At 64.1% G+C, this 25228-nt stretch carries 28 protein-coding genes; 11 read left to right on the top strand and 17 right to left on the bottom strand.

Annotated elements, in window-relative coordinates; all coding sequences use genetic code 11:
• From ACOJSI_RS08580 to ACOJSI_RS08560, 5 genes are all read left to right on the top strand, one after another.
• The coding region (locus ACOJSI_RS08580) for a pyridoxal-phosphate dependent enzyme (RefSeq protein WP_420137856.1) at nt 1-596 on the top strand (596 nt) is incomplete at its 5' end.
• On the top strand, nt 593-1405 hold the full coding sequence (gene trpA / locus ACOJSI_RS08575) for a tryptophan synthase subunit alpha (protein ID WP_420137855.1): 813 nt from the start codon (nt 593-595) through the stop codon (nt 1403-1405). The genes ACOJSI_RS08580 and trpA, both read left to right, overlap by 4 nt.
• A complete protein-coding gene (gene accD / locus ACOJSI_RS08570) occupies nt 1402-2256 on the top strand; it encodes an acetyl-CoA carboxylase, carboxyltransferase subunit beta (protein ID WP_420137854.1) in 855 nt (284 codons plus the stop codon). The genes trpA and accD overlap by 4 nt, the downstream gene beginning before the upstream one ends.
• A 107-nt stretch (nt 2257-2363) precedes the next feature.
• Nucleotides 2364-3686 (top strand): bifunctional folylpolyglutamate synthase/dihydrofolate synthase, encoded by a 1323-nt coding sequence (locus ACOJSI_RS08565; protein ID WP_420137853.1) that lies wholly within the window; start codon nt 2364-2366, stop codon nt 3684-3686.
• A 70-nt stretch (nt 3687-3756) separates the two neighbouring features.
• Nucleotides 3757-4191, top strand: a complete 435-nt coding sequence (locus tag ACOJSI_RS08560) for a DUF6628 family protein (protein ID WP_420137852.1) — start codon at nt 3757-3759, stop codon at nt 4189-4191.
• Nucleotides 4192-4415: 224 nt separating this feature from the next.
• On the opposite strand, the gene ACOJSI_RS08555 is transcribed toward ACOJSI_RS08560, so the two are convergent.
• Both ACOJSI_RS08555 and ACOJSI_RS08550 read right to left on the bottom strand, forming a co-directional pair.
• Nucleotides 4416-4931, bottom strand: coding sequence for a hemerythrin domain-containing protein (locus ACOJSI_RS08555; RefSeq protein ID WP_420137851.1), 516 nt, complete (start codon nt 4929-4931; stop codon nt 4416-4418).
• A gap of 50 nt (nt 4932-4981) precedes the next feature.
• Nucleotides 4982-6208 carry a hypothetical protein gene (locus ACOJSI_RS08550; protein WP_420137850.1) on the bottom strand — a complete coding sequence of 409 codons (1227 nt, stop codon included), beginning with the start codon at nt 6206-6208 and terminating at the stop codon, nt 4982-4984.
• 83 nt (nt 6209-6291) lie between these two features.
• Here ACOJSI_RS08550 and ACOJSI_RS08545 point away from each other — a divergent pair, with 83 nt between their 5' ends.
• From ACOJSI_RS08545 to ACOJSI_RS08535, 3 genes are all read left to right on the top strand, one after another.
• Entirely contained in the window at nt 6292-8535 is a 2244-nt protein-coding gene (locus ACOJSI_RS08545; protein WP_420137849.1) for a hypothetical protein, read from the top strand.
• 411 nt (nt 8536-8946) lie between these two features.
• On the top strand, nt 8947-9087 hold the full coding sequence (locus ACOJSI_RS08540) for a hypothetical protein (RefSeq protein ID WP_420137848.1): 141 nt from the start codon (nt 8947-8949) through the stop codon (nt 9085-9087).
• An 80-nt stretch (nt 9088-9167) separates the two neighbouring features.
• Nucleotides 9168-9539, top strand: coding sequence for a class I SAM-dependent methyltransferase (locus ACOJSI_RS08535; protein WP_420137847.1), 372 nt, complete (start codon nt 9168-9170; stop codon nt 9537-9539).
• Between the two features lie 6 nt (nt 9540-9545).
• Here ACOJSI_RS08535 and ACOJSI_RS08530 read toward each other — a convergent pair whose 3' ends face one another.
• A complete protein-coding gene (locus ACOJSI_RS08530) occupies nt 9546-10043 on the bottom strand; it encodes a hypothetical protein (protein WP_420137846.1) in 498 nt (165 codons plus the stop codon).
• A gap of 413 nt (nt 10044-10456) precedes the next feature.
• On the opposite strand from ACOJSI_RS08530, the gene ACOJSI_RS08525 reads away from it, so the two are divergent.
• The gene (locus ACOJSI_RS08525) at nt 10457-10867 is read left to right on the top strand and encodes a hypothetical protein (RefSeq protein WP_420137845.1); all 411 of its coding nucleotides are present in this window, start codon (nt 10457-10459) and stop codon (nt 10865-10867) included.
• 30 nt (nt 10868-10897) lie between these two features.
• On the opposite strand, the gene ACOJSI_RS08520 is transcribed toward ACOJSI_RS08525, so the two are convergent.
• From ACOJSI_RS08520 to ACOJSI_RS08500, 5 genes are all read right to left on the bottom strand, one after another.
• Nucleotides 10898-12346, bottom strand: coding sequence for a TolC family protein (locus ACOJSI_RS08520; RefSeq protein ID WP_420137844.1), 1449 nt, complete (start codon nt 12344-12346; stop codon nt 10898-10900).
• Complete coding sequence (locus ACOJSI_RS08515; RefSeq protein ID WP_420137843.1) at nt 12343-13431, bottom strand: efflux RND transporter periplasmic adaptor subunit; 1089 nt, start codon at nt 13429-13431, stop codon at nt 12343-12345. Before ACOJSI_RS08515 ends, ACOJSI_RS08520 begins: the two co-directional genes overlap by 4 nt.
• Nucleotides 13415-15106, bottom strand: coding sequence for an ABC transporter ATP-binding protein (locus ACOJSI_RS08510; protein WP_420137842.1), 1692 nt, complete (start codon nt 15104-15106; stop codon nt 13415-13417). The genes ACOJSI_RS08515 and ACOJSI_RS08510 overlap by 17 nt, the downstream gene beginning before the upstream one ends.
• Before the next feature lie 90 nt (nt 15107-15196).
• A complete protein-coding gene (locus tag ACOJSI_RS08505) occupies nt 15197-16093 on the bottom strand; it encodes a hydrogen peroxide-inducible genes activator (RefSeq protein ID WP_420137841.1) in 897 nt (298 codons plus the stop codon).
• Between the two features lie 227 nt (nt 16094-16320).
• Complete coding sequence (locus ACOJSI_RS08500) at nt 16321-16869, bottom strand: TetR/AcrR family transcriptional regulator (protein ID WP_420137840.1); 549 nt, start codon at nt 16867-16869, stop codon at nt 16321-16323.
• 58 nt (nt 16870-16927) lie between these two features.
• Between ACOJSI_RS08500 and ACOJSI_RS08495 the strand changes: the two genes are divergently transcribed.
• Complete coding sequence (locus ACOJSI_RS08495; RefSeq protein ID WP_420137839.1) at nt 16928-17404, top strand: monooxygenase family protein; 477 nt, start codon at nt 16928-16930, stop codon at nt 17402-17404.
• A 28-nt stretch (nt 17405-17432) separates the two neighbouring features.
• On the opposite strand, the gene ACOJSI_RS08490 is transcribed toward ACOJSI_RS08495, so the two are convergent.
• The 9 genes from ACOJSI_RS08490 to ACOJSI_RS08450 all read right to left on the bottom strand — a co-directional run bounded on the left by ACOJSI_RS08490 (nt 17433) and on the right by ACOJSI_RS08450 (nt 24503).
• Nucleotides 17433-17708, bottom strand: coding sequence for a DUF1467 family protein (locus ACOJSI_RS08490; protein WP_420137838.1), 276 nt, complete (start codon nt 17706-17708; stop codon nt 17433-17435).
• A 7-nt stretch (nt 17709-17715) separates the two neighbouring features.
• A complete protein-coding gene (locus ACOJSI_RS08485) occupies nt 17716-19356 on the bottom strand; it encodes a ribonuclease J (RefSeq protein ID WP_420137837.1) in 1641 nt (546 codons plus the stop codon).
• 68 nt (nt 19357-19424) lie between these two features.
• The gene (locus ACOJSI_RS08480; protein ID WP_420137836.1) at nt 19425-19922 is read right to left on the bottom strand and encodes a GNAT family N-acetyltransferase; all 498 of its coding nucleotides are present in this window, start codon (nt 19920-19922) and stop codon (nt 19425-19427) included.
• Nucleotides 19912-20373, bottom strand: coding sequence for an EF-hand domain-containing protein (locus ACOJSI_RS08475; protein WP_420137835.1), 462 nt, complete (start codon nt 20371-20373; stop codon nt 19912-19914). The genes ACOJSI_RS08480 and ACOJSI_RS08475 overlap by 11 nt, the downstream gene beginning before the upstream one ends.
• Nucleotides 20374-20402: 29 nt before the next feature.
• Complete coding sequence (locus ACOJSI_RS08470; RefSeq protein WP_420137834.1) at nt 20403-21077, bottom strand: squalene/phytoene synthase family protein; 675 nt, start codon at nt 21075-21077, stop codon at nt 20403-20405.
• Between the two features lie 49 nt (nt 21078-21126).
• On the bottom strand, nt 21127-22554 hold the full coding sequence (locus ACOJSI_RS08465; protein ID WP_420137833.1) for a pyruvate dehydrogenase complex E1 component subunit beta: 1428 nt from the start codon (nt 22552-22554) through the stop codon (nt 21127-21129).
• A 12-nt stretch (nt 22555-22566) separates the two neighbouring features.
• Nucleotides 22567-23628, bottom strand: coding sequence for a pyruvate dehydrogenase (acetyl-transferring) E1 component subunit alpha (gene pdhA, locus ACOJSI_RS08460; protein WP_420137832.1), 1062 nt, complete (start codon nt 23626-23628; stop codon nt 22567-22569).
• A 164-nt stretch (nt 23629-23792) separates the two neighbouring features.
• A complete protein-coding gene (locus ACOJSI_RS08455; RefSeq protein ID WP_420137831.1) occupies nt 23793-24077 on the bottom strand; it encodes an FtsB family cell division protein in 285 nt (94 codons plus the stop codon).
• Between the two features lie 117 nt (nt 24078-24194).
• Nucleotides 24195-24503, bottom strand: a complete 309-nt coding sequence (locus ACOJSI_RS08450) for a UBP-type zinc finger domain-containing protein (protein ID WP_420137830.1) — start codon at nt 24501-24503, stop codon at nt 24195-24197.
• 223 nt (nt 24504-24726) lie between these two features.
• Here ACOJSI_RS08450 and ACOJSI_RS08445 point away from each other — a divergent pair.
• Nucleotides 24727-25228 (top strand): hypothetical protein (locus ACOJSI_RS08445; RefSeq protein WP_420137829.1); only part of this gene is annotated, 502 nt, incomplete at its 3' end.

The raw sequence follows: 25228 nt of genomic DNA, 5'->3' as shown, positions 1-25228 counted from the left end.
ATCCGGAGCTGGTGCGCGATTTCCAATCCGTCATAGGAATAGAAGCCAAGGCTCAGATCTTACAGGCAGAAGGCCGTCTACCGGACCTGTTGGTGGCGTCGGTCGGTGGGGGATCGAACGCGATCGGTCTGTTTCATCCCTTTCTGGACGATCCTGACGTCAAGATGCTCGGCATCGAGGCGGCGGGACACGGCCTTCACACCGAACAGCATGCCGCCAGCCTTAACGGCGGTTCGCCCGGCATCCTGCATGGCAACAAGACCTACCTGCTGCAGGACGAGGACGGCCAGATTGCCGAATCGCACTCCATCTCGTCCGGCCTGTACTATCAGGGGATCGGTCCCGAACATAGCTGGCTGCACGATATCGGGCGCGTCCAGTATGAGCCGGCAACCGATCAGGAGGCGCTCGATGCTTTCCAGCTTTGCTCCCGCACCGAAGGCATCATACCTGCACTTGAATGCGCGCATGCGCTGGCAGCGATCGTGCGCAAGGCACGGGAATATCGTCAGGATCAGATCATCCTGCTGAACCTTTCCGGCCGCGGTGATAAGGATATCTTCACGGTCGCCGACGCTCTGGGAGTGGCAATGTGAGCCGGCTTTCGGCTGCCTTCAGCAAGAGTCGACCGGCGCTGGTGACGTTCGTTACCTGTGGCGATCCGTCTCCTTCTGCGACGCCCGCAATCCTGGATGCGCTGGTAGAAGGCGGGGCCGACGTGATCGAGCTCGGCATCCCGTTCACGGATCCGATGGCCGATGGCCCAGCCATCCAGCGGGCCAATCTCCGCTCGCTTGCCGCCGGCACGCGTACGGCCGATATCTTTGCGATCGCGAACGGCTTTCGGGCCCGCCATCCTGACGTGCCGCTGGTGTTGATGGGATATGCCAACCCGATGCTCCGTCGCGGTGCCGCCTGGTTCGCCGATGCGTGCGCCGGGGCTGACGTCGACGGCGTCATCTGCGTCGACACACCGGCAGAGGAAGATGGTGCGCTGGGGCCTGCACTGCGGTCACAGGGAATTGCGGTGATAAGGTTGGCTACGCCGACCACCGATGCGGAACGGCTCCCAACGGTTCTCGGCAGCGCCAGCGGCTTTCTTTATTACGTATCGGTAGCGGGTATCACTGGCATGCAGCAAGCGGCCAGCGCGGCCGTTGCGCAAGCCGTTGCCAAGCTTAAGGCAAATACCGATCTTCCGATCGCAGTTGGCTTCGGCGTGCGAACGCCCGAACAGGCTGCAGCCATTGCCGAGGTGGCGGATGGTGTCGTGGTCGGCTCGGCAATCGTGGACGTGATCGCTGCGGCGGCCGCGGATGGCGTTGACCCTGCTCCCGCAGTAGCCAATCTTGTCAGAGATTTAAGCGGCGCTGTGCATGCCGCACGTAAGGAGATGGCAGCGTGAGCTGGATCGATCGGGTGCGCAACGCGCTGCCCTTCATGCCCAAGCGGGAAACCCCCGACAACCTCTGGCACAAGTGCCCGAGCTGCGGAACGATGCTGTTCACGCGCGAATATGAAGAGAACCAGTCGGTCTGCCCGAAATGCCAGCATCATGGGCGGATCGGCGCAGACGCGCGGTTCGACGCGCTGTTCGACGGCGGCATCTATACGCCGCTGCCCGCACCGCAAGTGCGCGAAGACCCGCTGAAATTCCGCGATTCGAAGCGCTATGTGGACCGCATCAAGGCAGCGCGCGCGAAGACGGGGGAGTCGGATGCCTTGCTCAACGCGTCTGGCCGGATCGAAGGCTTCAAGGCCGTCATAGGCGTCCAGGATTTCGGCTTCCTGAGCGGCACGATGGGCTTGGCTGTAGGCGCGGCGTTTGTCGCCGGTATTCAAGCGGCGATTGCTGATCGTTGCCCCTACATCATCTTCACGTCCGGCGGCGGCGCTCGCATGCAGGAAGGCATTATGAGCCTGATGCAGATGCCGAAAACCACTGTGGCCGTGCAGCAACTGCGCGAAGCCGGGCTTCCCTACATCGTCGTATTGACCGATCCGACGACCGGCGGGATCACGGCCTCCTATGCGATGCTGGGCGATGTACAGATCGCCGAGCCGGGCGCGTTGATCGGGTTTGCCGGCCAGCGCGTTATCGAGAGCACCGTGCGCGAGAAGTTGCCTGAGGGCTTCCAACGGGCCGAATATCTGCTGGATCACGGCATGCTGGACATGGTTGTGCATCGCCACAAGCTCCGCGCGGAATTGGCGCGGCTGATCGCTTATCTCTGTCCGGGCGTTAAGGCCGCGTGATACGGCGCAGCGGCCAAGACGCTGTGAGGTTCGGTCGCACCCCCGCGTGACAGGCCGTCGCAAACACGTTTAGTTCGCCCAACCCCTGAACAGCGCACCAAAGGCTCATGGCTGATTTCGCCGTCTCGTCCGACCCTGCGGTTCAGCTCCAGCTTGAACGCTTGTCCTCGCTCTCCCCAGGCGCGGACACGCTTGGCCTCGAGCGGATCAGCGGGCTGCTGGCCCGCCTCGGCAATCCCGAACGGTCCCTCCCACCGGTCTTTCATGTGGCCGGCACGAACGGCAAAGGATCGACCTGTGCCTTTCTGCGTGCCGCTCTCGAAGCGTCCGGGAAGAAGGTGCATGTTTACACGAGCCCCCACCTCGTGCGGTTCAACGAACGCATGCGCATCGGCGGATCGATCGTCGGCGATCCGATCCTGGCGGGTTTGCTCGATGAGGTGCTGAACGTCGCCGAAGGCATTGGTCCCAGTTTCTTCGAGGTCACTACCGCCGCTGCCTTCCTGGCCTTCGCGCGATATCCGGCCGATGCCTGCATTATCGAGGTGGGACTGGGCGGCCGCCTGGACGCCACCAACGTCCTCGAGACGCCGATCATGTGCGGCATCGCTCAACTCGGCCTGGATCATCAGCAGTTTCTAGGGGACCGGATCGAGCAGATCGCGGCGGAGAAAGCCGGCATCGCCAAGAAGGACGTGCCCCTCATCACCCAACATTATCCATCCAGCCTTGCCAACGAGATCGGGCGGGTCGCGCGCGAGGCCGGCGCACGGTGGCTGGCGAAGGGCGGTGTCTGGGACGCCTCAATCTATCGCAACAAGATCCATTACCATGATGAATTTGGTGAGCTGGAGCTGCCGGTGCCGCGGCTGCCCGGCAGCCATCAGGCAGGCAATGCGTCGCTCGCGGTCGCGATGCTGCGCCACCAGACTGCCATTGAGGTTCCCTCTGCCTCGCTGCGCGCAGCAATGGGCTGGGCCGAATGGCCCGCGCGCCTGCAGCACCTGGCAACTGGCGCGCTGCCCGCCTTGCTACCGGCCGGCAGTGAATTGTGGCTGGACGGCGGACATAATCCCGCGGCGGGCCGCGCCATCGCCGATTTCTTCCGTTCGCGGATCGCGCCGGGGCGCCCCTTCCATCTGATCCTGGGCATGTTGTCCAACAAGGATTTGCGCGGCTTTCTCGAGCCCTTTGCCGGAAGCACCGCGCAGATCTGGGCGGTGCCGGTGCCTGGGCATGCGCATCATGCGCCGGAGGTCGTGAGGGAGGTCGGTGATTCGCTGGGGCTGACATCTTCCTCCGCCGACGATCCGGGCAGTGCGCTGGCCAAGATTGCCGCGAGCGATTCCGCAGCGCCCCTCGTTTTGATCGGTGGCTCATTATATCTTGCCGGCGCGGTCCTTGCGGCGAACGGCACGCTACCAACGTGAAGCGGACTCTTATTGCGATTGACTATCATTAGCTAAAATGGAAGCATGGCCTCCTTGATAGGAGCTGCTCATGCGCGACACCGATCCGCAAACTCTTCTGCCGCACACCGCGCCCGCGGACCCTTATCGCCGGTTGCTGCTCTATGCGGTTCGCCGCATGGCGGTAGGCGGCATTGCCGATGCGCACGCAGCGCATGCCTTCTTTACCGGCTTCGGCCTGGGATATAGGCGGCCGCTGGTGCTCCTGCGGGCTTTGATGGCTGAACTTGCGCGCGTGGCAGGCTCGAAGCTGACGGTCGCGCCCTGCTGCTGCCAGCGTATGACCAGCGACGAAGCGGCATTGCTGGATCTGATTGCGGATTCACCCGCCAATCCGGACGGGGTGCATCTTGGGCTGAGTGGGCTCCTTCATGTGCGCACCTGCCTTGGCGTGCTCGTCAGCGCGCAGGCTGTCGCGACGTCTTTCCATGACCTCGGCATGCCGCTCCACGCCGATTGCAGATAATGCACCCGCGATAGCCCGTTTTAAAATGGCGATCGGCCGTTCGATCGCTATCTATGTTGCACCGCACAACGATGCGGATCTCGCAACAAGGAAAATGAAGTGAATATCTTCGAAAACGCGACGAGCATCGTGCTCGCGATCGCGGCGCATGCGCTTGCCGTAGGGCTCGTGGTCGCCCTCTAAAAAGGGTCGGGAAGGCGGCGGAACTTCCGCCGCCAAGTCCCTTAAGCCTTTACCAGTTTCAATGCGCTCGGCTTGGCATAGGGCAAGCCCTTATCTGCCTTTGCCTGCGCCATCAGCTCGGTTTTCCGTTCCGCAAGCTTGGCGCCCAGCGCTTCCATATCGATATCGGTCCGCCGTGATTGCGCGAACATGCCGGTGATCCAACGCTCTTCCTCCGCCACGTGGTGCTTGATCTCTTCGGACAGCACCTTGACCTTGGCGTCATAATATTCGCTCTTGGGATCGGCCTGCTCCAGATCGTTGATGATCACCTTGGCGCCGTCATGCTCCACCACGCCCTCTTCCACGATGGCGCCGTCAATCTTCGGCTTCACCGCGGGGTAGAAGATCTCCTCCTCAATGATGGTGTGGGCTTTCAATTCTGTGCAGATCTGCGCCACGATCGCCGCCTTACGATCCGATCGCCGTGCCTTGTCGAATTCCTCGAACAGCTCTTCGACCTTGCGGTGATCCGCCTTCAGCAAGGCGATCGCATCCGTTGGCATAGGTTCGGTCATGACGTACTCCCATCCTGTCGGCGGGAGAAACGTGAGCTATCGTAAAGGGTTCATTCGCCGACGCGATTGTCCTTCAGTTTGCGCGTTTGCGCCCAAACGAAGGAGGCGAAGCTATAGGCGGTCATCACACCGAAGCCCCAATTCCAACGGCCGGCCAAGGCAAAGGGCAGCAGCATCCATATCATCGTGTCGGCACTTGCCAGCCAGATGGGCATCGGCGCAGCGCTCGTCCGGCGCTCGACCCACAGCCCCGCCATGGACAGGATGCTGATCGCGCCGATCAGCCACCAGCCCCATTGGCCGCTCGCGGCCGCCAGCGTTTGCGCCATGCCGACCGCCGCCAGGGCAGCGCCCCCGATCCGCACGCTTCCGAACAGATGCTGGCGCGACGGGGAGCGTTGGCTGATCCGGGCTAGCCGTGCCGCACCGCCCGCCAACGGGCCAGACAGCAAGAGCGCCAGCAGCGCCAACCATGGCCAGCCTGCAGAAGCGAGGATGCCGCCCAGCAACGCCAGCGCGGCAGCCCCACCGGCAATCAGGGTGGGATCGGACTTGCGCGCCATTAGCAGCGGCATGGCCAATTCTTCGGCGGGGACGAACAGCAGGGTTCCGATCAGATCGCGCGCCGGCTCCCGCGCTGCCGCGAAGATTGCTTGTTCGGCAGCAGCCAGGCTGCTGGGATCTGTCACAAGGATTGGCGGGGTCACCGCCGCTATCCGCGTGGCGCCTTCCTGCACCGCGCGTCGCAACAGCGTGGAAACGGGGTCCCACGCGCCGATCATCGCGGCCGTTTCGGCGATGCGATGCGCGTCCAGCAGGGCCACACCGGCCCAGCGCTGTTCCGCATCGATCCGCTCGAACTGGCCATATTCCGGAGTGTCGGGCAACGTGCCGAGCGCCGGCATTGGCGCCGCCGAAAGGGCGCGGAGCAAGCCTATTGCGGGCAGGCAGCCCTCCGCGATCAGCAGCACCTTATCATCCTGGGCCAAGGCATCTGCGGCTTGATCGATGCCCTGCACCATGCCCGTCTGAATGCCGTCGCTGCGCAGGCGCGCAATGGCTTCGGACAATTCGACGGGCGCCTCATCGATCAGCAGCAAGATGCGGGCTGCCCCTGCTTCCGCTGCGCGCCGCGCCTGATATTCGATCACGCTCATGCCGGCCAACGGCTGCAATGCGCGCAGGCCGCCCGGGCCTGGTCCTGGCTCATACGCGCCGATCAGCGCCGTTGGTCCATCCCCCAGCATGCGCGGCTTCTCTGTCGCAATGCCGCGCAAATCAAGCGCCTCTGCATCTGAACGCTTTCGTGTCCACGCTAAGCTGGTAATGTCCGGCCATGACTCATGGGGCGGGAAATAGGATGCTGACGGCAGAAGAGCCGTTGCACGAAGCGGCAGAGGCCGTGACCGAAGACGCTGTGTGGGACACCGCGCCGCGTCGACCCTGGCCGCAGATCGTCGCGTCTGCCCTGCTCGCCCTGTTGGCGCTCGGCTGGGTGGTGGCGTTAGGCCTCACCTTGTTCGAAGCAAGCCCCTCCCGCCTGCTGCCCCCGTTGACGCTCGCAGCCTGGATCGGCCTTGCCAGCGGCCCCCTCGCCCTCATCGCCATCCTCTATCTTTTGCTGCTGCGGACGGGACGGGCCGAGGCACGTGCTTACTCGCGCGCGTCCGCGCGCTTGCGGGTGGACACGGTCGCGCTGGCCGACACGCTGTCCCTCCTCAATCAGCGGATCGGCGACGCGCGCGGTGCGCTCAGTCAACAGGCCGCGGAACTGGCCGATCTCGGCAGCGCCGCGGGTGATCGTATCGACCAGGTCGCGGGTAATCTGCGCGAGCAGGCGAGCGCCGTCGGCGCGACCGTCTCGACGCTGAACAGCGCCACCGCGGTCGCACGCGGTGACCTGGACGTTCTTCTTGCCGAGCTGCCGAATGCCGAAAATATTGCGCGCACGGTCGGGGAACGGCTGCGTGAGAGCGGGGCGGAAGCCGATGCCCGCGCGCGCGCTCTCGGCGAGCTGCTTGGCCAACTCGATACCCATGCCAAGGCGGCGAATGAATCGACCGGCGGCGCCGCGGCGCGGCTTGCCAGCCAGCTCGACCGGATCGAGGCCAGCGCAGCCGCGGCCGACAAGCGGATTGAGGACGCAGCCGGCGCGATGGGTCGCGCCATTGACGGGGCGCTAGGTGCCGCAGCAGAAAGTCTGGAGGATAGCCGTCAGGTGATCGCCGCGCAGAGCGGTGCGCTGACCGCATTGGTCGAACAGAATCGGGCAACCGTGGAGGCGGCTAGCGAACAGGCGGCACGCGCGCTCGCCGCGCGGCTGGATGCCCTGCTGGCGCGCGTTCAAGATATCGGCACCGGCCTCAAGGGGCAGGAACAGACCGCCGCGGCGATGCTGGCCCAGCTGGATCAGGCGATCAGTGCCGCCGAAGCTCGGTTTGCCGAGTTGGGTGACAAGGGATCCGAACATACCGCCGACCTCGCGACCCATATCGGCACGCTGTCCAGTCATGCCGATGCCGTTGGCCGTGCGCTTGGTGGCAGCAGCCAGACCGCCGAGGTGCTCCTCCATCGTGTCAGTCAGCTGCGCCAGCAAGCGGAAGCGAGCAGCGCAACTATCTCCGATACGATCCCGGCCGCGCTGGCCCGGATTCGCCTCCATGCGGAACAAAGCCTCCAGGCGATCGCGACCGCAGGGACACGCACGGAAAGCCTTGGCGAAGCGGCCGCGGCCGTGACCGAAAGGCTGGCCGAGGCGGAAGGCCTGCTGGAACGCCAACGCGCAGCGTTGGGCGAGATTGGCGGACAGACGGACGGTCGCCTTGCTGCCCTGACCGAACAGACGCGTATCCTGGAAGAGCTGCTGGCCAAGGCCGGCGCCGAGGTGCGCTCGCTGAGCGAGGGGGCCTCCGTGCAACTGGTCGAAGCGCTGAACCAGGTTCGCGATACGGCGACGCAAGCAGCCGATCACGCCCGCGATGCCTTCACCGCCGCCATCCCGCGGGTCGCGCAGCGTATGAGCGAGAGCGCGGCGCGGGCGATGAGCGTGGCGCTGGCCGACGTCGGCAAACAGGAAATTGCGGCCATCGGCGCCACTTCCGAACAGGCGATCCAGGCCGCCCAACTGGCGGCGGAGCGGCTCACCCGTCAGCTGGTGAATATCGCGGAAACCTCCACGGCGATCGAAGCGCGGATCGAAGCCAACCGCACCGACACCGAGGCGCATGACGACCAGAGCTTCGCCCGTACCGCCGGCCTGCTGATCGAAGCGCTCAATTCGACCGCGATCGATATCGCGAAGGTCTTCGCCAACGAAGTCACCGACGAGGATTGGAAAGCCTATCTTCGCGGCGATCGCGGCATATTCACCCGCCGAGCGGTGCGGCTGCTCGATCGGGCGGAAGCGCAGATCGTGGTGCAGCGCTACAATGAGGACGGCGAATTCCGTGATCAGGTCAACCGCTACATCCACGATTTCGAAGCCTTGCTGCGCCGGGTGATGGCGACGCGGGACGGTACGCCGATCGCGACCACGATGCTGTCGTCCGACACCGGCAAGCTCTACGTCGCGCTCGCGCAGGCGATCGAGCGGCTGCGCCGCTGATCCCGCCTCCTCCAGCCCGTTTGGACGCCCGAGGAACGAACCGGCAAGGGAGAACGCCGCCCAGAAGTTTATGACATCGACGGGCTGATCGTTCCCCGCGTGGCCCGCTTCATCGACAAGGAGCCCATGGCTTGGTCGGCGATTGAAAGAACCAACTGCACTTTCCCCCGCTACCTTGCGGGCCAGCGGCCCTCTTTCCGGCGAAATCGTAAGACTTGCGGGCAATGTCGACGACGTTTTGCGCCAGAGCCAACCGACAACAACCTACTTTCCTGACGCAATATGTCGACACAAAGCCCCGACGGTTTGTAGCGGAAGATGCGGACATTCTTCCTTGGCGGACGGCCAATGATCCACCATCTCTTGATCTCGGATTAGTGGAACGTGCCCGCATTTTCGCGTGCGCAGTTCATGGCCAGCAGGCACGCGTGGGTTGCGGAGGAGCGGCAGGCTGTCGAGAGGCGCTTTGATGCGCTGCCGATCGCCCGCGACAGCGCGGCAGAGGCCTTCGGCGCCATGCTCTACGGGCCGTCGAAAGCGGACGTCGGCTGACATGCCCGCCGGGCGCGGCTATCTTCATCGCTACCTACCGGCCGACGTGCACCATATAGCGGTCGAGCCTTCGCTGACCTTTGTATCCCATTGCCTGCAGGGCCGGACCTATCGAGCCGTCCAGGCGCCGATCGAACGGGTACCCGCTCGATGGGAGCGTAGACTGCATCGTCAGCCTGGCGGGCTTGCACCATTGCCCGGATCTTCCCGCCGCGTTTCGCGAGATGCGCCGCCTGCTGGCCAAGGGCGGCAGGGCCGTGGTCGCCGATATACCCTGGACGTTCGGCACCGCTCGCCAGGCCGGCCTCTATTGCACCGCCCTGTTCGGCCTTGAGGGCGTAGCGCCCGAGACGGTCGCCATCGCGATGCAGCGCGAACTGGGCACTTGCGACGGTTCCAACGCCTATGCCGTAAACTGGCAGCTCCGACGGGGTGTCTGCTCGGCCGGCTGATCTGATTTACGATCCGATGATCCGGGTGCGGACCAAGGGGATCAGCTGGTCGATGTTGCGCCGGGTCTGTGCCGGTTCGTTCGCGACGGAACGGATGGTCAGCAATTGGCCATCGCGAATGATGACGGCGGTGGCGCCCGCGCGCTCTCCGATCGGGTAAGCGCTGACCCACCCCACCGCCGGCTTCACGTCGAGCGCGGTGATCCGGCATTGGGGGCTTCTGGTACGGCACAGACGCTCCAGGTCCGCCATCGTCGTCTTGCCGGACCGAACCCGATCCTCGGTACCGTCGGGCTGCGTGCCGAGGACGAGATCGACCACCGGCTCGCCCGGGCAGCGCGTACAATGGAGGATCAAGCGGCTCGGCGTGGAGCGCAGCTGAAAGCCGGAACCCAGCGCAGCTGCGGCGGCCTTACCCTGGCTGATCAGATCCTTGATGACGAAGCCGCGCGCGCCAACCGCTGACGCCGCGAGCGTTGCCAATAGCGGCAAGATGATCCTCATTCCTGGCATGTCTTCTCTGTCCTCGCCGCCCTAACCATGATGCGTGATCCCGCTTAGCGGGCGCGCAGACGGGACGCGAGCGCGAGACCAGCTGCGATTTGCAGGACGCCGTATAGTCGGCGTCGGCCGGGCCGCTGTCCGAAAGGCCGGACAAGATTGTCGATCGCGGGATGGGGAGACCGCCAGAGATCGACATGCCGCGCAGGCTGCGTGAGTCCCAGCATGCCATCGCCGATCATAAAGATCGCCGCCATCTCACCTGTTCTGCGCACGGCTGTCGTGCGGCTGCTTCTATCCATATGAATATTCTCCCTGGCCTAACAACGCCGCGCGCGGCGTTCCGAACCATGGCCCGGCTGCCGGATGGAAGACGAACTCTTGCCGGTAGGCTGTGCGTCGTCCGATAAGGTTGCATGATCAGGTCCGCGCTCCGATCTTTTCGTACGCTGATCGGCTGCGGCGTCGCCGGTTCTGACTATGATGGCTTCGGCCAGAGCATCGTCGACGATCTTCGCTATCTCCGCCGTTTCCGACAGTGCCGCAGACGCGCGGTGCTTTGGCGGACGCCGACCGCGGCGGACGAGAAGACGATCGAAGTGCATCCTGTCCTGGGTCGCTTCGGGGATGCGACGATTGCGGTGGCGGAGGTTGATGGCCGGCACTGGATCGTGCGCGAACGTGATTGGCACGGTTGGCCCGATCCGCCGCGCTACGTCTTCTTTGCGAACGAGCAAGATGGGATCTGGGCGGCTGCCGATTTCGATGGCTGGCCGCAAGCCTGGCAACAACCGGTCGGTCCTAAGACGTTTTCGGGTGAGCCCTGACGTTGCAGGCACGCCCCTAGGACATGATCATCAAGGGACCGTATCGTCCTGGGGCGGCAGACCCAGCGCAGCCCAGTCTGCCGTCGCGGCGGCCAGCTCCGCCCGTGCCGAGGCTATGCGGGCCTTCGCATCGATCAGGCGGACGCGCGCGTCGTTGGCAGTCTCCTCCCGCTGATTGACCAGGAAGAAGTCGCTCGATCCCAGCTCGAAACGGCGGCGTTCGGCCGCAGCAAGCCGATCGGCGAGCGCGCTTTCCTGTTCGGCGGCTTCGGCGAGGCGAACCGCGCCATCCACCGCGATATTGATCCCTTCCACCTCGACGGTGATCTGATCGCGCAGGAAGCGACTTCGCGCCTCGAGAGCATCGATTTCGGCGCGGGCTTCGGCGAGCCGGCCCTTGGCGGCACGGTTCTGCAGCGGCACGGACAACCGCACCCCGACGGACGCTTCGAGCGGCGTGCGGCTGCGGCCACCGACGCCCTCCTGGCCGAGATCCTTGCTCACATCGCCGCGTAGGTCCAGCCGCGGCCGCAGATCATTCTGTGCCACCGCCAGCTTCACGGCCGACTGTTCGACGCGCAGCAACAGCTGCTGCACATCCGGACGCGCGGTCGGCGGTCCACTCCTCCGCACGCTCGGTCCGGCCAGTGCGCTCGCATCGGCGGGCAGGCGATCGGCACCGACCAGCAAGGGCTGTCCGGCGCTGTCGCTATAATAAAGCGACAGCGCATTGGCCGCACTCGCGAAATCCTGCTCCGCCCGCACCACCAGCGCGCGCCGCCTCACGAGGTTCTGGTCATTTTCGATCAGCAGGATATCGGGCCGCGCGCCGAGCTGTACCTGTCGGCTGATGCCGCCCCGCCGCCGCTCGGCCAGTTCCAGCAGTTCACGATAGGCGCGCAGGCGCAGACCCGCGGCCACCCAGGATTGATAGGCGTCGATTGTGCGGCGCTGCACGCCGATCTTTACGGCGGCCGCTTCGAACCTGGCGATGTTGATGTCGCTGGCGGCCAACGTTCGCTTGCTGCGGCGTTCGTCGATCAACCGATCGCGCAGCAACGAGTAAAGCGCACCGACCTTCACCTCGCCCGCGCGATTGGTGTAGGCTTGGTCCTCATAGACGGGGAAATCGCCGCGCGAGACGCGGTACCCGCCATAGACATAGCCGCCGTTGCTGCTGAGCGGCTGCGTGGCCCGGCTCTCCACGACCGAGCCATTGTAATAGCCCAGCGTCCGCTGCCGCGCGTCCACCTCGAACATCGTGTCGAACGCCCCATCGGCGGCAAGCGCGCGCCCTTCGGCCTGGCGGCTACGGGCAAGCGCCTCGACGATTTGCGGTGCGGATCGTGCCGAGGCTTGCAGCACTTCGCTCAACGTCAGGGGCGGAGCGGATCGGGCCTGTATCGCGGCTGGCGGCGGGGTCGCCGCCGCTGCGCCATTGGCCAGCGCGGCCACGGCTGCCAGCATCGTAGCGATCATTTTCCGGGCTTTCCTGCCTTGGCCGCCGCTTCGCGATCGTCCTTGGCCTGCGTGGTCTTGGCCTGTTCGCCGGTCGGGGTCGTCTGCCCAAAATCCAGCGGGAAATCATTAAGCTGGCGCCAGAGCTCATAACCTGCCCGGACTGTCTGCCCCTGGACCCACCCACGAACCTTGCCGCCAAGGCGAATGAAGCGTCCGGTGGGCCAGCCTGGCTTGCCAGGCTGAGGTTCGACCAGCACCCGGAACAAGCCGTTGGGCCCTGCAATGGGGTCGATCGCGCGCACGCGCCCGTCGAACATGCCCTGGGCGATCGCGGGCCAACCGCTGAACTGGATCGCGGGCCAGCCTTCAAATTCCAGCCGTACCGGGCTGCCGGGCCGGACCAGCGGGATATCCCGTCCATCGACGTAGATCTCGACCGCGCGTTCGATCCGCTCGGGCGCAACGAAGGCCAGCACGGTTCCGGCGGAGATAAGCGCGCCACCGGCGGCGGCATTCAATTGCTGGATGCGTCCATCACGCGGCGCACGCACTTCCTGGGCCGACTGGCGGTTCAGCTGCACATCGATCCGGTTGAGCTTGGCGCGCGAGTCGGCGAGCTTGGCCGCGGTGTCGGCCACCTTGATCTGGGCCTGCTCAAAGTCGCGTCGGGCCGCCAGGCCTTCGGCGAGCAGTTGGCGCGTCCGGCCTACGTCGATTGCGGCAACCGCCTGCGATTGGCGTACCGCCGCAATCTCCGCTTGGACCTGCGCTCGTTCCGCGGCCAGCCTGGACAAGAAGTTGGGATCGATATCGACGATCCGGGCAATTCGCTGACCGCGTTCGACATGCTGGCCGTCATGAACATACCAGCGCTCCACCCGGCCCGGCACCAAAGCGGACACGGATTGAGGCCGATCGTCCGGATTGAGCGCGACCACCTGGCCCGGCCCTTGCGCCGTTTGAACCCAGGGCACGAACACGAGAAAGATTAGCGTCGCCAATATGCCAAGCGCCACCATCCAGGCCATGACGCGTGCCGGACGCGGAACATGGATCGAGGCCAGCGTACGGAAGTGTGTGATATGCTCAGGCCTGTTTGGCATGACGCGCCTCCCGCTCGGCCAGATGATCCTGCAGCTCGGCCGCAGTGGCAAAGCGCTTTTGTTCCTGCCGCCCCAGCCAGAACCATCCATCCAAGGCGATCGCCTCGGGCCGGCCGGTGCACAGCAACACGGTCGTTCCCGCCTCACGCAGCGCCTGGAGCGCACGTTGCAGCCGCTCCACCCGCATCATGTCGAAGAGGGACGAGAGAACCAGCACACGCGGGCGGCTGAGCAATGCATTGGCGAGCTTGAGCGCCATCACGTCCGCAATCGAAAGCGGCCAGCCGGACGAGCTTAAGGTCGTGTCAAGCCCCGCCGGCAGCAGCGCGATGCGATGGCCGAGGCCCACCAGATCGAGCACGTCCAGCATCGCGGTTGCCGACGCGTCCGGCGCCGCCAGCGACAGATATTCGCGGATCGTGACCTCCACGATCGTCGGGCGATCCAGCACCGTCACGGCGGAGCGGAGCAAATACATATCCAGCGCGCCCAGATCGACCCCACCGATCGAGACGAGACCGCGCACGGGCGTCGTCAGCCGTTTCAACAACATGGTGAGGGGGCGTTCGGCGCCTGGCTCGGCCGCCACGACCAACTGCTCGCCAGCGCGTAGGGCGAAGTTGAAATGGGCGTCGTCGATCTGCACGTCGCGCAGGCGAACCGCGCCATCGTCGGGGCCCCGGCCGCTGGTGATCGCCTGTTCCTGCGGAATGGCGAACAGCTGCGACAATTCCTCGGAAGAGGCTACCAGATCATAGAAGGTGTCGAGGTACCAGCCGAGCTGCGATATGCCGTAAAAGACGCTCGACATGATCAGTTCGGCGGCGACCAATTGGCCGATCGAAAGCTCTCCGCGCAGGATCAGATTGCCACCCAGCGCCAGCAACGCCGCGCTCGCGATGGCATAAAGGAGCAGATATGCCAGCGTCTGTGCGAAGCTGTAGCGGAAGTAACGGCGATGCGCGCGGACATAGGCGGCAGTGACCTGCTCCGATCGATCCATCGCAAAGCCGAGATGTCGGCTCGATTTATAAAAGCCGTTGGATCCGCCGACGCTTTCCAGCCAACGGGCCGCTTTATGCTTGGCATCGCTGAGCGCGACCACGCCGTTGATCGCGCCGCTCTGCCAGACCAGATAAATGCACAGCAGCGTGATCAGCAGGACCGCGTTGAACGCGAGAAAGAAGGGATGGTAAAAGCTGGTCAGCACCAGTCCGACCACGCCCTGAAGCACGATGGTGAAAGCACCGATCACCAGGCTCGGCACCGATTTCTGTACCACCACCAGATCGAAAAATCGGTTGAACAGATCGTTGCGATTGGCCTCGCCGAAGAACGGGTTCTGCGCATGGACCGCGCGAACGGTAATCTCCGCAACAACGCGGGAAAACACCCGGCGCTCGAACAACGCCATCAGATAGACGCGCAAGGCGCTAAGGCCCGCGACGAGCAACAGCAGGAACAGCAATATGCCGGAGAGCGTCCAGAGCTGCGCCGGTACGCCGATGAAGGCGACGCTATTGATCAGGAGCTGAACCGAGATCGGCGTCGCCAGCGCCAGCAGGCTGATTGCGACAGTGTAGATCAGGCCGAGCCGGATATAGGCCGCATCAGGACCAATGATTTCGCTCAGCCAGCCAACGGCGTCGCGGAACCCCAATCGCCTTCCTACCACGCCATACCTCCAACCTAGGGCATCGCGTGATCTATGTTAGCAAGCGCATTGGAGCAATGATGCAGAGCCTATAATCTCTATAGGATTTTCCTATCCGTCCGCGCGGAGATAGTCCGCGATCAGGTGGAAGGCGGGGGCACGTCCGGCCCCCTGCCGCCACAGCAATCCAATATCGCGATAATAGCGGCTGCCGGTAAAGGGGCGCACCACCACGTCGTCTCCTTCCCGCACCTCCTGTCGAACATAGCGTTCGGGCAGCAGCGTAAGCCCGACACCCATGCCGGCCATCTGGCGCACCGCATCCAAGCTGGTTCCTTCATAATCCCGCAACAGGATTGCTCCGGTCTCGGCGGCAATCGCGGTCACCTGCTCGCTCAGGCGATACTCAGGAAGCAGGGTCAGCAGGGGCTGCCCGGCAAGATCGGCCGGCGCGATCGCCGACTTGCGATGAAGCGGATGATCGGCCGCCATCGCCAGGAGCAGCGGCTCGCGAAACAGGCGCTCGCAATGGAGGTTTGCGCCCGGAACCGGCAATTGGGCCAGCACCATATCGTGCGCACCGGCAAGGAGTTCGGGGCCGAGTATCGCTGGCAGGCCTTCCCGAATATGAACTCTCAGCGAAGGATGCTCCCGATGCAGCCGCGCGACGATCGCGGGAAGAATATAGGCGCCCAACGTTGGGGAAACGCCCAGCCGGATCGTGCCCGTCAGACCGTCGCCCACGATCGCGCGCACGTCTTCCAAATCGCGCATATCCAACAGGATGCGCCGCGCGCGCTCCAGCACCTCGCGGCCAAGGGGTGTCGGCAAGGGGGGCCCGCCGCGTTCCAACAGCGGGCCACCAATTACCTCTTCCAGAGTCCTGATCTGTTGCGACAAGGATGGCTGAGACACACCGACTTTCTCAGCGGCACGCGTGAAGCCCCCGGTTTCGGCGACCGCAACGAAATAGCTTAATTGCCGGGCGGTCAGACGGAGGCGTTGCATCACCTTCCTGCCTAGGCCGCCTTGCCTCCCCTGGGCAAGCTACGCACCCGTCTTCAACGCCGCCACCTCGCAGGAAGGTGCCCTTGCTGGATATCTCTCACCAGAAAAAGCACCGACGAGGTCGGCCGCATGCGAGGCCCTTCTCGATGCTGCTCGTCGTCCCGGCGGCATCAGCCTCCGAGTGCGCCGGTACGCCTCAAGGGCGGCGCGCAGGGTGCAAGCCTGACTCAGTGGGGCGGCGAGCGCCCCAAGCCGTCTACAACAAGCTCCAGCGCGGCACGTTCCAGCTGTGGGCCGCCCCCACCCAGACCGCCGCCGAGCGCAAAGGTGGCCATGCCGTGGACGGCCGACCAGCACGCCAGCGTGGCCGCCTCCAGATTGTCCGGAGCGAGTTGCTGCACCCGCCGGACCATTACGCCATAGGCGTTGTCGCCGACAGGAGGTGGCCCTTCATAATGGCCGCCGAACATCAGCCGGAACAAGGCCGGTCGTGCTCGCGCGAAGGCGATATAAGCCTCGCCCTGTGCCACCAGAGCCGCGCTGGCATTTGGTTGCGCATCCGCCGCGAGCAAAACCGTACGCAGATCATCGAAACCGCTCCCCGCCACGGCCTCCAACAGATCCGCCTTGTCACGGAAGTGACGATAGGGCGCCATTGCAGACACGCCCGCATCGCGCGCAACCGCGCGCAGGCTGAGATCATCCCCGCGTTCGAGCGCTGCCAAAGCGGCGGTCACCAGACGTATGCGCAATTTGGGAGCAGGCTCTTCAGGCATGTTTACATCGTACACAATGAGCTGTATGTTTACGATGTAAGCACAAGGAAGTTCGGCAATGCAAGCGCCCGTCGACCGCCGCTCGGTAGATCTCTCTGCCTATCCGGATCTTGTCATGATCATGCTGGGCTTCCGGATAAAGGGCTGGCGAGGTCTGCTCGCGATGCGCAAGATCGGGCCCGGGTTGAACCAGATCATGCGCACGCGGCCGGATGGCCTGCTCGCGCATGAAGGCATGATGTTCAGCCTGCGCCACTTCGGCTTTCGCCAATATTGGCGCGATATGGAGGCACTGGAGCATTTCACCCGCAGCGAGCCGCATGCCGAATGGTGGCGGCGTATGCGCGAATTGTCGGCTGGCGCCGGCTTCTGGCATGAGACCTACCATGCCAAGGGCGGTGTCGAGGCGCTCTACGTCGCCATGCCCGGTCCTGTGGGCCTCCAGCATTTCGCGCTCCAACGCGCGCCCGTCGGGTCGTTCATGTCCGCGCGTGCACGCGTTCAAGGCGGCGCGACAGCGGTAATTGCCCCGTAAAGACCGAAGGATCCGGATGTGCGCCCGCTTATTTGCCTTCCAGCACCCGGTCGGGAACCAGGTTCAACGCCTGCACCGGAATCCACTGATAGACGTAATTGGCATAATAGAAGCCAAACAAAATCGCCGCGACGAGCGTCGTCCACTTTGCCGTGCGGGCGAAACTGAACTTTGGCGGCGCGCCATCGAACTGACCCGGCACGCGCTGATCCTCGCCTTCGGACTGCAGGCGAAAAGGCAGCACGAAGAAGAAACTTAGTGCCCAGAACAGCGGGTATAGCGCGATGATCGAGCTCAGGCGCATCGTCGACTCAAACCTCGATCAAGGCCACTTCGACCACCGGCTTCTTGCCCGTCCAGGTGGTCGCGACACGACGCACACTCAAGCGGATCGCCTCACGTAACGCGGCCTCTTCCTTCTTGTTGCCGCGCACTGCGCTCGCCGCCGCATCCCGCGCATCGTCGAGGAAATCCTCGCGATCCTCTTCCACCGGGATACCTTGAATCGATATGGCCGGCTCTCCCCGCAAACGGCGGTTCTGATCCAAGGCCACCGTCACGGCGATCACGCCATTGGCAGAAATGCGGCGACGCTCATTCATGGTCGATCCGTCTGCCGGCAGGATCACGTCGCCGTCCAGGATCAGGCGTCCCGACCGTTCGGTACCGATCTTCTTGGGCCCCTCCGGCGCGAGGCGGATGACCGCGCCATTCGCTTGAACGATGCCTCGCGGCACGCCCTGCGACAGGGCAAACCGCTCCTGCTCGGCCATATGCCGCATCTCGCCATGCACCGGCAGAATGATCTCCGGCCGAATCCACTTGTACATGAGCGCAAGTTCCGGCCGGCCGGGATGGCCGGAGACGTGCACATGCGCCTGACGATCGGTGATCATGATGACGCCCTTCGCGGCAAGCGCATTCTGGATGCGCCCGATCGCCATCTCATTGCCCGGAATCTGCTTGGACGAGAAGATCACGGTGTCGCCTTCCGACAATTTGATCGGATGGCTGTCGAACGCGACACGGCTGAGCGCGGCGCGCGCCTCCCCCTGCCCGCCGGTAGCGATGATCATTACTTCGTGCGCCGGCAACTTCATCGCCGCATCGAAATCGATGATCGGCGGAAAATCCGCAAGATAACCGACGCTCTTCGCGACCTTGATGATCCGGTCGAGCGAGCGACCGGCCACACACAACTGGCGGCCGCAATCGCGCGCAACCTGGCCAAGCGTCTGCACCCGTGCCGCGTTGGACGCGAAGGTGGTGACGAGCACCCGCCCCTCAACCGCCTTGATCACCCCGTCCAGGCCCTCGCGGACGGCCGCTTCGGAACCGGAGGCGGCATCGTTGAACACATTGGTCGAATCGCACACCAGGGCGAGCACACCCTCGTCACCGATCGCCGTCAGCTCCTCAGCCGTTGCCGGGGTCCCAAGCAGCGGCTCCTCGTCCAGCTTCCAGTCCCCGGTGTGGAAGATCTTGCCATACGGCGTCTCGATCAACAGCGCATTGCCCTCCGGAATGGAATGGGCCAGCGGCACATAGGTGAAGTTAAAGGGGCCCAGGTTAACGCTGCCGCCGCGTTCGACGACGTTCAGCTTGACCTGTGACGCGATACCTTCCTCGTCCAGCTTGCCGCGGATCAGGCCCGCGGTGAACGGGGTGGCATAGAGCGGCACGCCCAGATCGGCGGCAAGGTAGGGGATCGCGCCGATATGATCCTCATGGCCGTGGGTGAGCACGATTCCGAGCAGCTTGTCGCGATTGCGCTCGATGAACTCGAGGTCGGGCAGGATGAGATCCACGCCCGGATAGGCCGGGTCGGCGAAAGTCAGGCCGAGATCCACCATCACCCATTTACCGTCGCAGCCGTAGAGATTGACATTCATGCCGATCTCGCCCGACCCGCCGAGCGCGAGGAACAGCAATTCTTTTCCTGGAATCGTCACTTAATTTCCGATTGTTGGCGGTTTTGAGCCGCAAGATTTGGTGCCGCGGCGGAGCCTTCGGCTATATCTCATGTAGAGGTTGCTGGGTCCGCCGCAAGGTCGTGCGTCAGGAACACGCTGTTGGCGTCGGGGCGATAGGGGCCGAACGGTGCGCAAGGAACGAAGCCGTGCGCCGCATAAAGACGCCGTGCCGGGGCAAAATAGGCGATCGCACCGGTCTCCAGACTGACCCGGCGGAAGCCATCCGCCCTGGCCGTCGCGAGGATATGGCGCACCATCGCGGAGCCCACACCCTGGCCGCGGGCCAGCGCGGCCGTGTGCATCGACTTCAGCTCGCCGTGACCGCCGCCAAGATCCTTCAGCGCGCCGACACCCAAGAGCTCAGGTCCGCCCCAGAGCGCCCACAGCCGGATATTCGGCTGCTGCAAGCCCGCTACGTCGAGCGCATGGCAGCTTTCGCGGGGCATATCCGCCGTCGCAGTGGCAACGTGCGTGGCTAACAGCTCCAGCAGTCTTGGGTCGGTCAGATCGCCGTCGACAATCCGCCAGCGCTCCTCAATCGCCATCGTCGCCTTTCGGCTGGCAGGCGCAGGTCGCCTTCGCCTTGCGCGCGACCCTGGTCGTCTCGAACTCGTCGGGGCTGAGCGATCCGGACTTGTCGGCATCCGCCTTGGTGAACTTCTCCTCGGCTTTCACGGCATATTCCTCGAAGGTCAGCCGGCCGTCGCCATTGACGTCCAGCTTGGCGAAGTTCCGCCGCCGCGCGGCGAGGAATTCGTCGCGGCTGATCACGCCATTCTTGTCGCGGTCGCTGCGCAGGAAGCGCTTTTCTTCGCGCGTCTTTTCGGTGGCGGCGGGTGGCTCAGGGATGGGTTCGTCGCCCGCCTCCAAGCCCGCAGACGCAGCCTTCGCATGGCGCGGAGTATGATGCTGCGCGGACGCGGTGCTGCGCCACCAGAAAATGCCGCCCGCAATCAAGAGGATCGCCGCCGCTGCCCCCACCCAATAGCGCCACATCGTTCGCCTCCCCTTGCCGATGCCCCTTGCTACCGCCCCGTCATCCGCAGCGCCAGCATCCGCATCAGACGGGCTGGCCCACCCTGAACCCGACGTCCCTTCCGACTATCTCCCACGGCCAGAGTAAAAAGCGCCGCCAGCGGGCGAGCAGCAGAAGGCCATCGCCCGGACGGTATCGCATCTGCCAACTGCACGGCGCGTGTGCGGGCGGCGGCGCTGAGCGTCGCGCTGGAATGATGAAAGCCCAGATCGGTCAACGCCCATACTTCGCCGGCGGCGGGCAGCCGGGCATCATCGGCCCCAAGAATGGCGGCGGCCGCCGCAAACAGGTGCCGGCCCCGCTCTCCACCGTGGCGAAGCAGCAGCCGCTCCGGATCGTCCTCGTCGATCAGGGCCGACCAGCCGTCCTCGATCGCCGCCAGCATCGCGCCGGAGGCGAAACGCGGCACGATCTCCTCCGCCAGCGCGCGCAATAGCGGCTCATCCGGCACTTTGCGGCCGGGCTGATCGAGCTTTTCCAGCGCCTCACGCCACCAAGTGAGCCGCATGAGGCCGATCATCGGCTCGCTGGTCGTCGCAACGATCTGCCCCAGCCGCTCATCCAGCTGGAACAGCTTGGCCAGGGCGGTCCGCCGCGCTGCTGGCGCATAGGCAATCGCCAAGGCGCGCTCAGGATCGACGACTTGGGATGGTTCAGCTGTCATGGCCTACCACCCCGCATCGAAGACGTGGCTCCCACGCGGGAGCCACGCATTAGCGGTAGCAGACCTTCTTGGCCGCCGCGATGACCTGATCGGCGGTGATCAGCGCCATCTTTTCGAGATTGGCGGCATAAGGCAGCGGCACGTCGACGTTGGTGACCCGCAGAACCGGCGCATCCAGATCGTCAAAGCCCTGCTCCATCACCACCGCCGCGATCTCCGACGCGATTGAGCAGGTCGGCCAGCCTTCTTCGACCACGACAAGGCGATTGGTCTTCTTGAGGCTCTTCAACACCGTCGCGGTATCGAGCGGACGCAGCGTGCGCAGATCGATCACCTCGGCATCGATGCCTTCTTCCGCCAACTGCTTGGCTGCTTCCAGCGCGACGCCGACCCCGATCGTATAGCTGACCAGCGTCACGTCCTTGCCCGGCTTGACCACGCGCGCCTTGCCGATGGGGAGGACATAATCGTCGAGCTTGGGCACATCGAACGACTGCCCATAGAGGAGCTCATTCTCCAGGAAGACGACCGGATCGTTGGAGCGGATCGCCGCCTTGAGCAGGCCCTTGGCATCGGCCGCCGAATAAGGCGCGATCACGATCAGCCCCGGAACGCTCGCATACCATGGGCCGTAATTCTGGCTGTGCTGCGCGGCGACGCGCGCCGCAGCGCCATTGGGACCGCGGAACACGATCGGGCAGCGCATCTGTCCGCCAGACATATAGTTGGTCTTGGCGGCCGAATTGATGATGTGGTCGATCGCCTGCATGGCGAAGTTGAACGTCATGAACTCGACGATCGGGCGCAGGCCCGCCATTGCCGCACCGGCACCGATGCCGGCGAAGCCATATTCGGTGATCGGCGTGTCGATCACGCGCTTGTCGCCGAATTCGTCGAGCAGGCCCTGGGTCACCTTATAGGCGCCCTGATATTCGGCGACTTCCTCACCCATCACAAAGACGCGATCGTCCTTGCGCATTTCCTCGGCCATCGCATCGCGCAGGGCGTCGCGCACGGTGGTGCGGACCATCTCCGTACCCTCCGGCACTTCGGGATCGTCCTGCGTGTCCGCGACATTGGCGACCAAAGCGCGCGCGCCGGTCTCCATCTGCTTGGGCGCCTCGTCGCCGCCCTCGCCAGCCAGCTCCGGCTTCTGGGACGCAGGCTGTTCAACAGGCGCGTCGGACTTGGGCGCAGCAGCCGCGGGCGCGGAGCTCGCGGCGGAGGCATCTTCCCCTTCGCCCGCGATCACGGCGATCACGTCGCCGACCTTCACACCATCCGTGCCTTCGGGCACCAGGATCTTGGCAACGGTGCCTTCGTCGATCGCCTCGAATTCCATCGTGGCCTTGTCGGTTTCGATCTCGGCCAGCACGTCACCCGATTTCACGGTGTCGCCTTCCTTGACCAGCCACTTGGCGAGCGTGCCCTCCTCCATCGTCGGGGAGAGCGCGGGCATCTTGATTTCAATGGGCATCTTGTCTCGCGCTCAATAGGTGTCGACGAGGACGTCGGTGTAGAGTTCAGACGCTTCCGGCTCGGGCGATTCCTCCGCGAAGGCGGCGCTGTCGGCGACGATCTTGCGGATGTCCTTGTCAAGCGCCTTCAGCTGATCCTCCCCCACGCCCTTTTCGGCGAGGATGCGGGCGAGATGATCGATCGGATCGCTCTTGTCGCGCACCGACTGGACCTCCTCGCGCGACCGGTACTTGGCCGGATCCGACATCGAGTGGCCACGATAGCGATAGGTTTTGAGTTCCAGCAGTACCGGACCCTTGCCGGCCTGGACCCATTCCAGCGCCGTCTCGGCAGCGCCACGCACCGCCAGCACGTCCATGCCGTCGACCTGGATGCCGGGAATGCGGAAGCTTTCGCCGCGCTTGTAGAGCTGGTCTTCGGCCGACGCGCGGTTCACGCTCGTGCCCATCGCGTATTGATTGTTCTCGATCACGAAGATGACGGGCAGCTTCCACAGCTCCGCCATGTTGAAGCTTTCATAGACCTGGCCCTGATTGGCAGCGCCGTCGCCGAAATAGACGAGCGCGACGCCACCATCATTTGCATATTTGTGCTTGAAGGCGAGGCCCGCACCGATAGAGACCTGCGCGCCGACGATGCCGTGGCCGCCGTAAAAGCCATGCTCGACCGAGAACATGTGCATCGAGCCGCCCTTGCCTTTCGAGATGCCGGCGGCGCGACCGGTCAATTCGGCCATGATGACGTTCGGATCGATGCCGTAAGCCAGCATGTGGCCATGGTCGCGATAGCCGGTGACGACCGAGTCACGCCCAACCTTGAGCGCCGACTGCAGGCCGACAGCGACTGCCTCTTGGCCGATATAGAGGTGGCAGAAACCACCAATGAGGCCGAGTCCATAAAGCTGACCGGCCTTTTCCTCGAACCGCCGGATCAACAACATCTGCCGATAAAATTCGAGCAGCTCCTCATTCGATGCTTCGTAGGGACGAGGCTCGGGCGGGCGTTCGCGGTTCGGGGTCGCGGGCGGCGCAGCCGGAGCTTCGGACGCAACTGATTTTTCTGCTCGGGCCAAGGCGGATCTCTCTCCTACGGGCGCTTTAGACAGCGCCCTATAGGCGGGACAAACCCGCTCCCGCAACGGCCAGTTCCGCTACGAAGGTTGCACGGCGCGCAACCGCCCCCTTCAATCTGCTGATCCGGCCGTTAAAGAAGATGAATTGCGGCGAAATGATCGACTTAGTCGGCCGGCAGGATCACTTCGTCAGGCCGAATCTGTCCGGTTTGCTTGCGCACCATCTCTTCCGCGAAATCCGGATCGACATGGCGTGGATCCAGCAGATCGGCATGATGTGCCAGCCGCGCCCGCTCGGCCTGCAAATTCTGCAGCGTCACCAGATGCTGGGCCCGCTGATGCCGATAGCCGGCCAGAGAGAAGAGACCATTTTGGCCGACAATCGCCGCGCCGGCGAAATATAGGATCACGGCCAACGCCACGGTTGGCCAGAAAGCAGATCGGATCATGTTCAAGGCGGGACGGCGCGACATCTCACCGACTGGAGAATCACGTTTTGACAAAGGCTTCAAGCGCAAAGCGGTTGGGACGTGCAAAAGTTGAGTCAGTCGGACCGCCACTTCGGACTAAACAAATCGTGGAATGGGGCGCGGATGGGGCGTCATGCGGTCGCGCAAGTCGAAATCGACCTCGTCCACATAGCACCAGCCCCACCCTTCCGGGGGATCATAGCCTTCGATGATCGGATGCGCCGTCGCATGGAAATGCTTGGTGGCATGCCGATTGGGGGACTGATCGCAGCAGCCGACATGGCCGCATATCCGGCAGAGCCGCAGATGCACCCACCAGGAACCCGTCTTCAGGCATTCCTCGCAGCCATCCGCGCTCGGACTGACGTCCTCGATCGCATGAAAATGAGGGCATGGATCGGCCATTCGGCGAGCGTAAACCAAGGGGTCTCAGCGTCAAGCAGTACGCTTGCCTATATTTCGCTGTGAAGGTGATGCCGCCGCAGAGATTGGCGCCGCCATAAGTGACGGTGTCAGGATGCCCCTGGTTTGACAGATCCTGCCCGGCCAATATGAACCGATCCTACAGTCTCTTGCCGGTGGCGGCCAATTTCGATGCTGACATGCGGCGGATTACATGGGAGTTTGCATGGCACGGCGCATCCTGGCTCCAGTCGTCGGAACGCTGGCAATCGCCGCCGCAACGCCCGCCATGTCGAACACGCTCCTCATCGATGGGCAAGGCGCGACGCCAAACCGCGTTGTCGTCTACGTTGACGATGCCACGATGGATGTGACGCCGATATCGATGGATACGATCAATACACCGACCCGCATCCGCCAGATCGACCTGACAATGATCTATGAGGCCGCGACGAAACCCTATTGGTCGGAATATCAGTTCCAGTTCAAATGCCCGGATCCCTCTTATCAGAAGAAATTGGGCGGTAGGGCAAAGGCCGCGAAACCGTCGGTATTGCCGGACCAGGACATGGTCGAATTCCGTCTGGCCGGTGGATCGAGCAGCCCGAAACAACGGGCAGAGATCGACAAACTGGCACCGGCGGATTGGCAGACCTCGTCTCGCTACACGATGAAGCGCGCTTGGCGCGTGGCGTGCGACAGCAATGCCATCATGGCGGCGAAAGCCG

Source organism: Sphingomonas sp. (assembly GCF_048595155.1).
Lineage (GTDB): Bacteria > Pseudomonadota > Alphaproteobacteria > Sphingomonadales > Sphingomonadaceae > Sphingomonas_I.
This window is presented reverse-complemented; position numbering and strand designations above follow the sequence as displayed.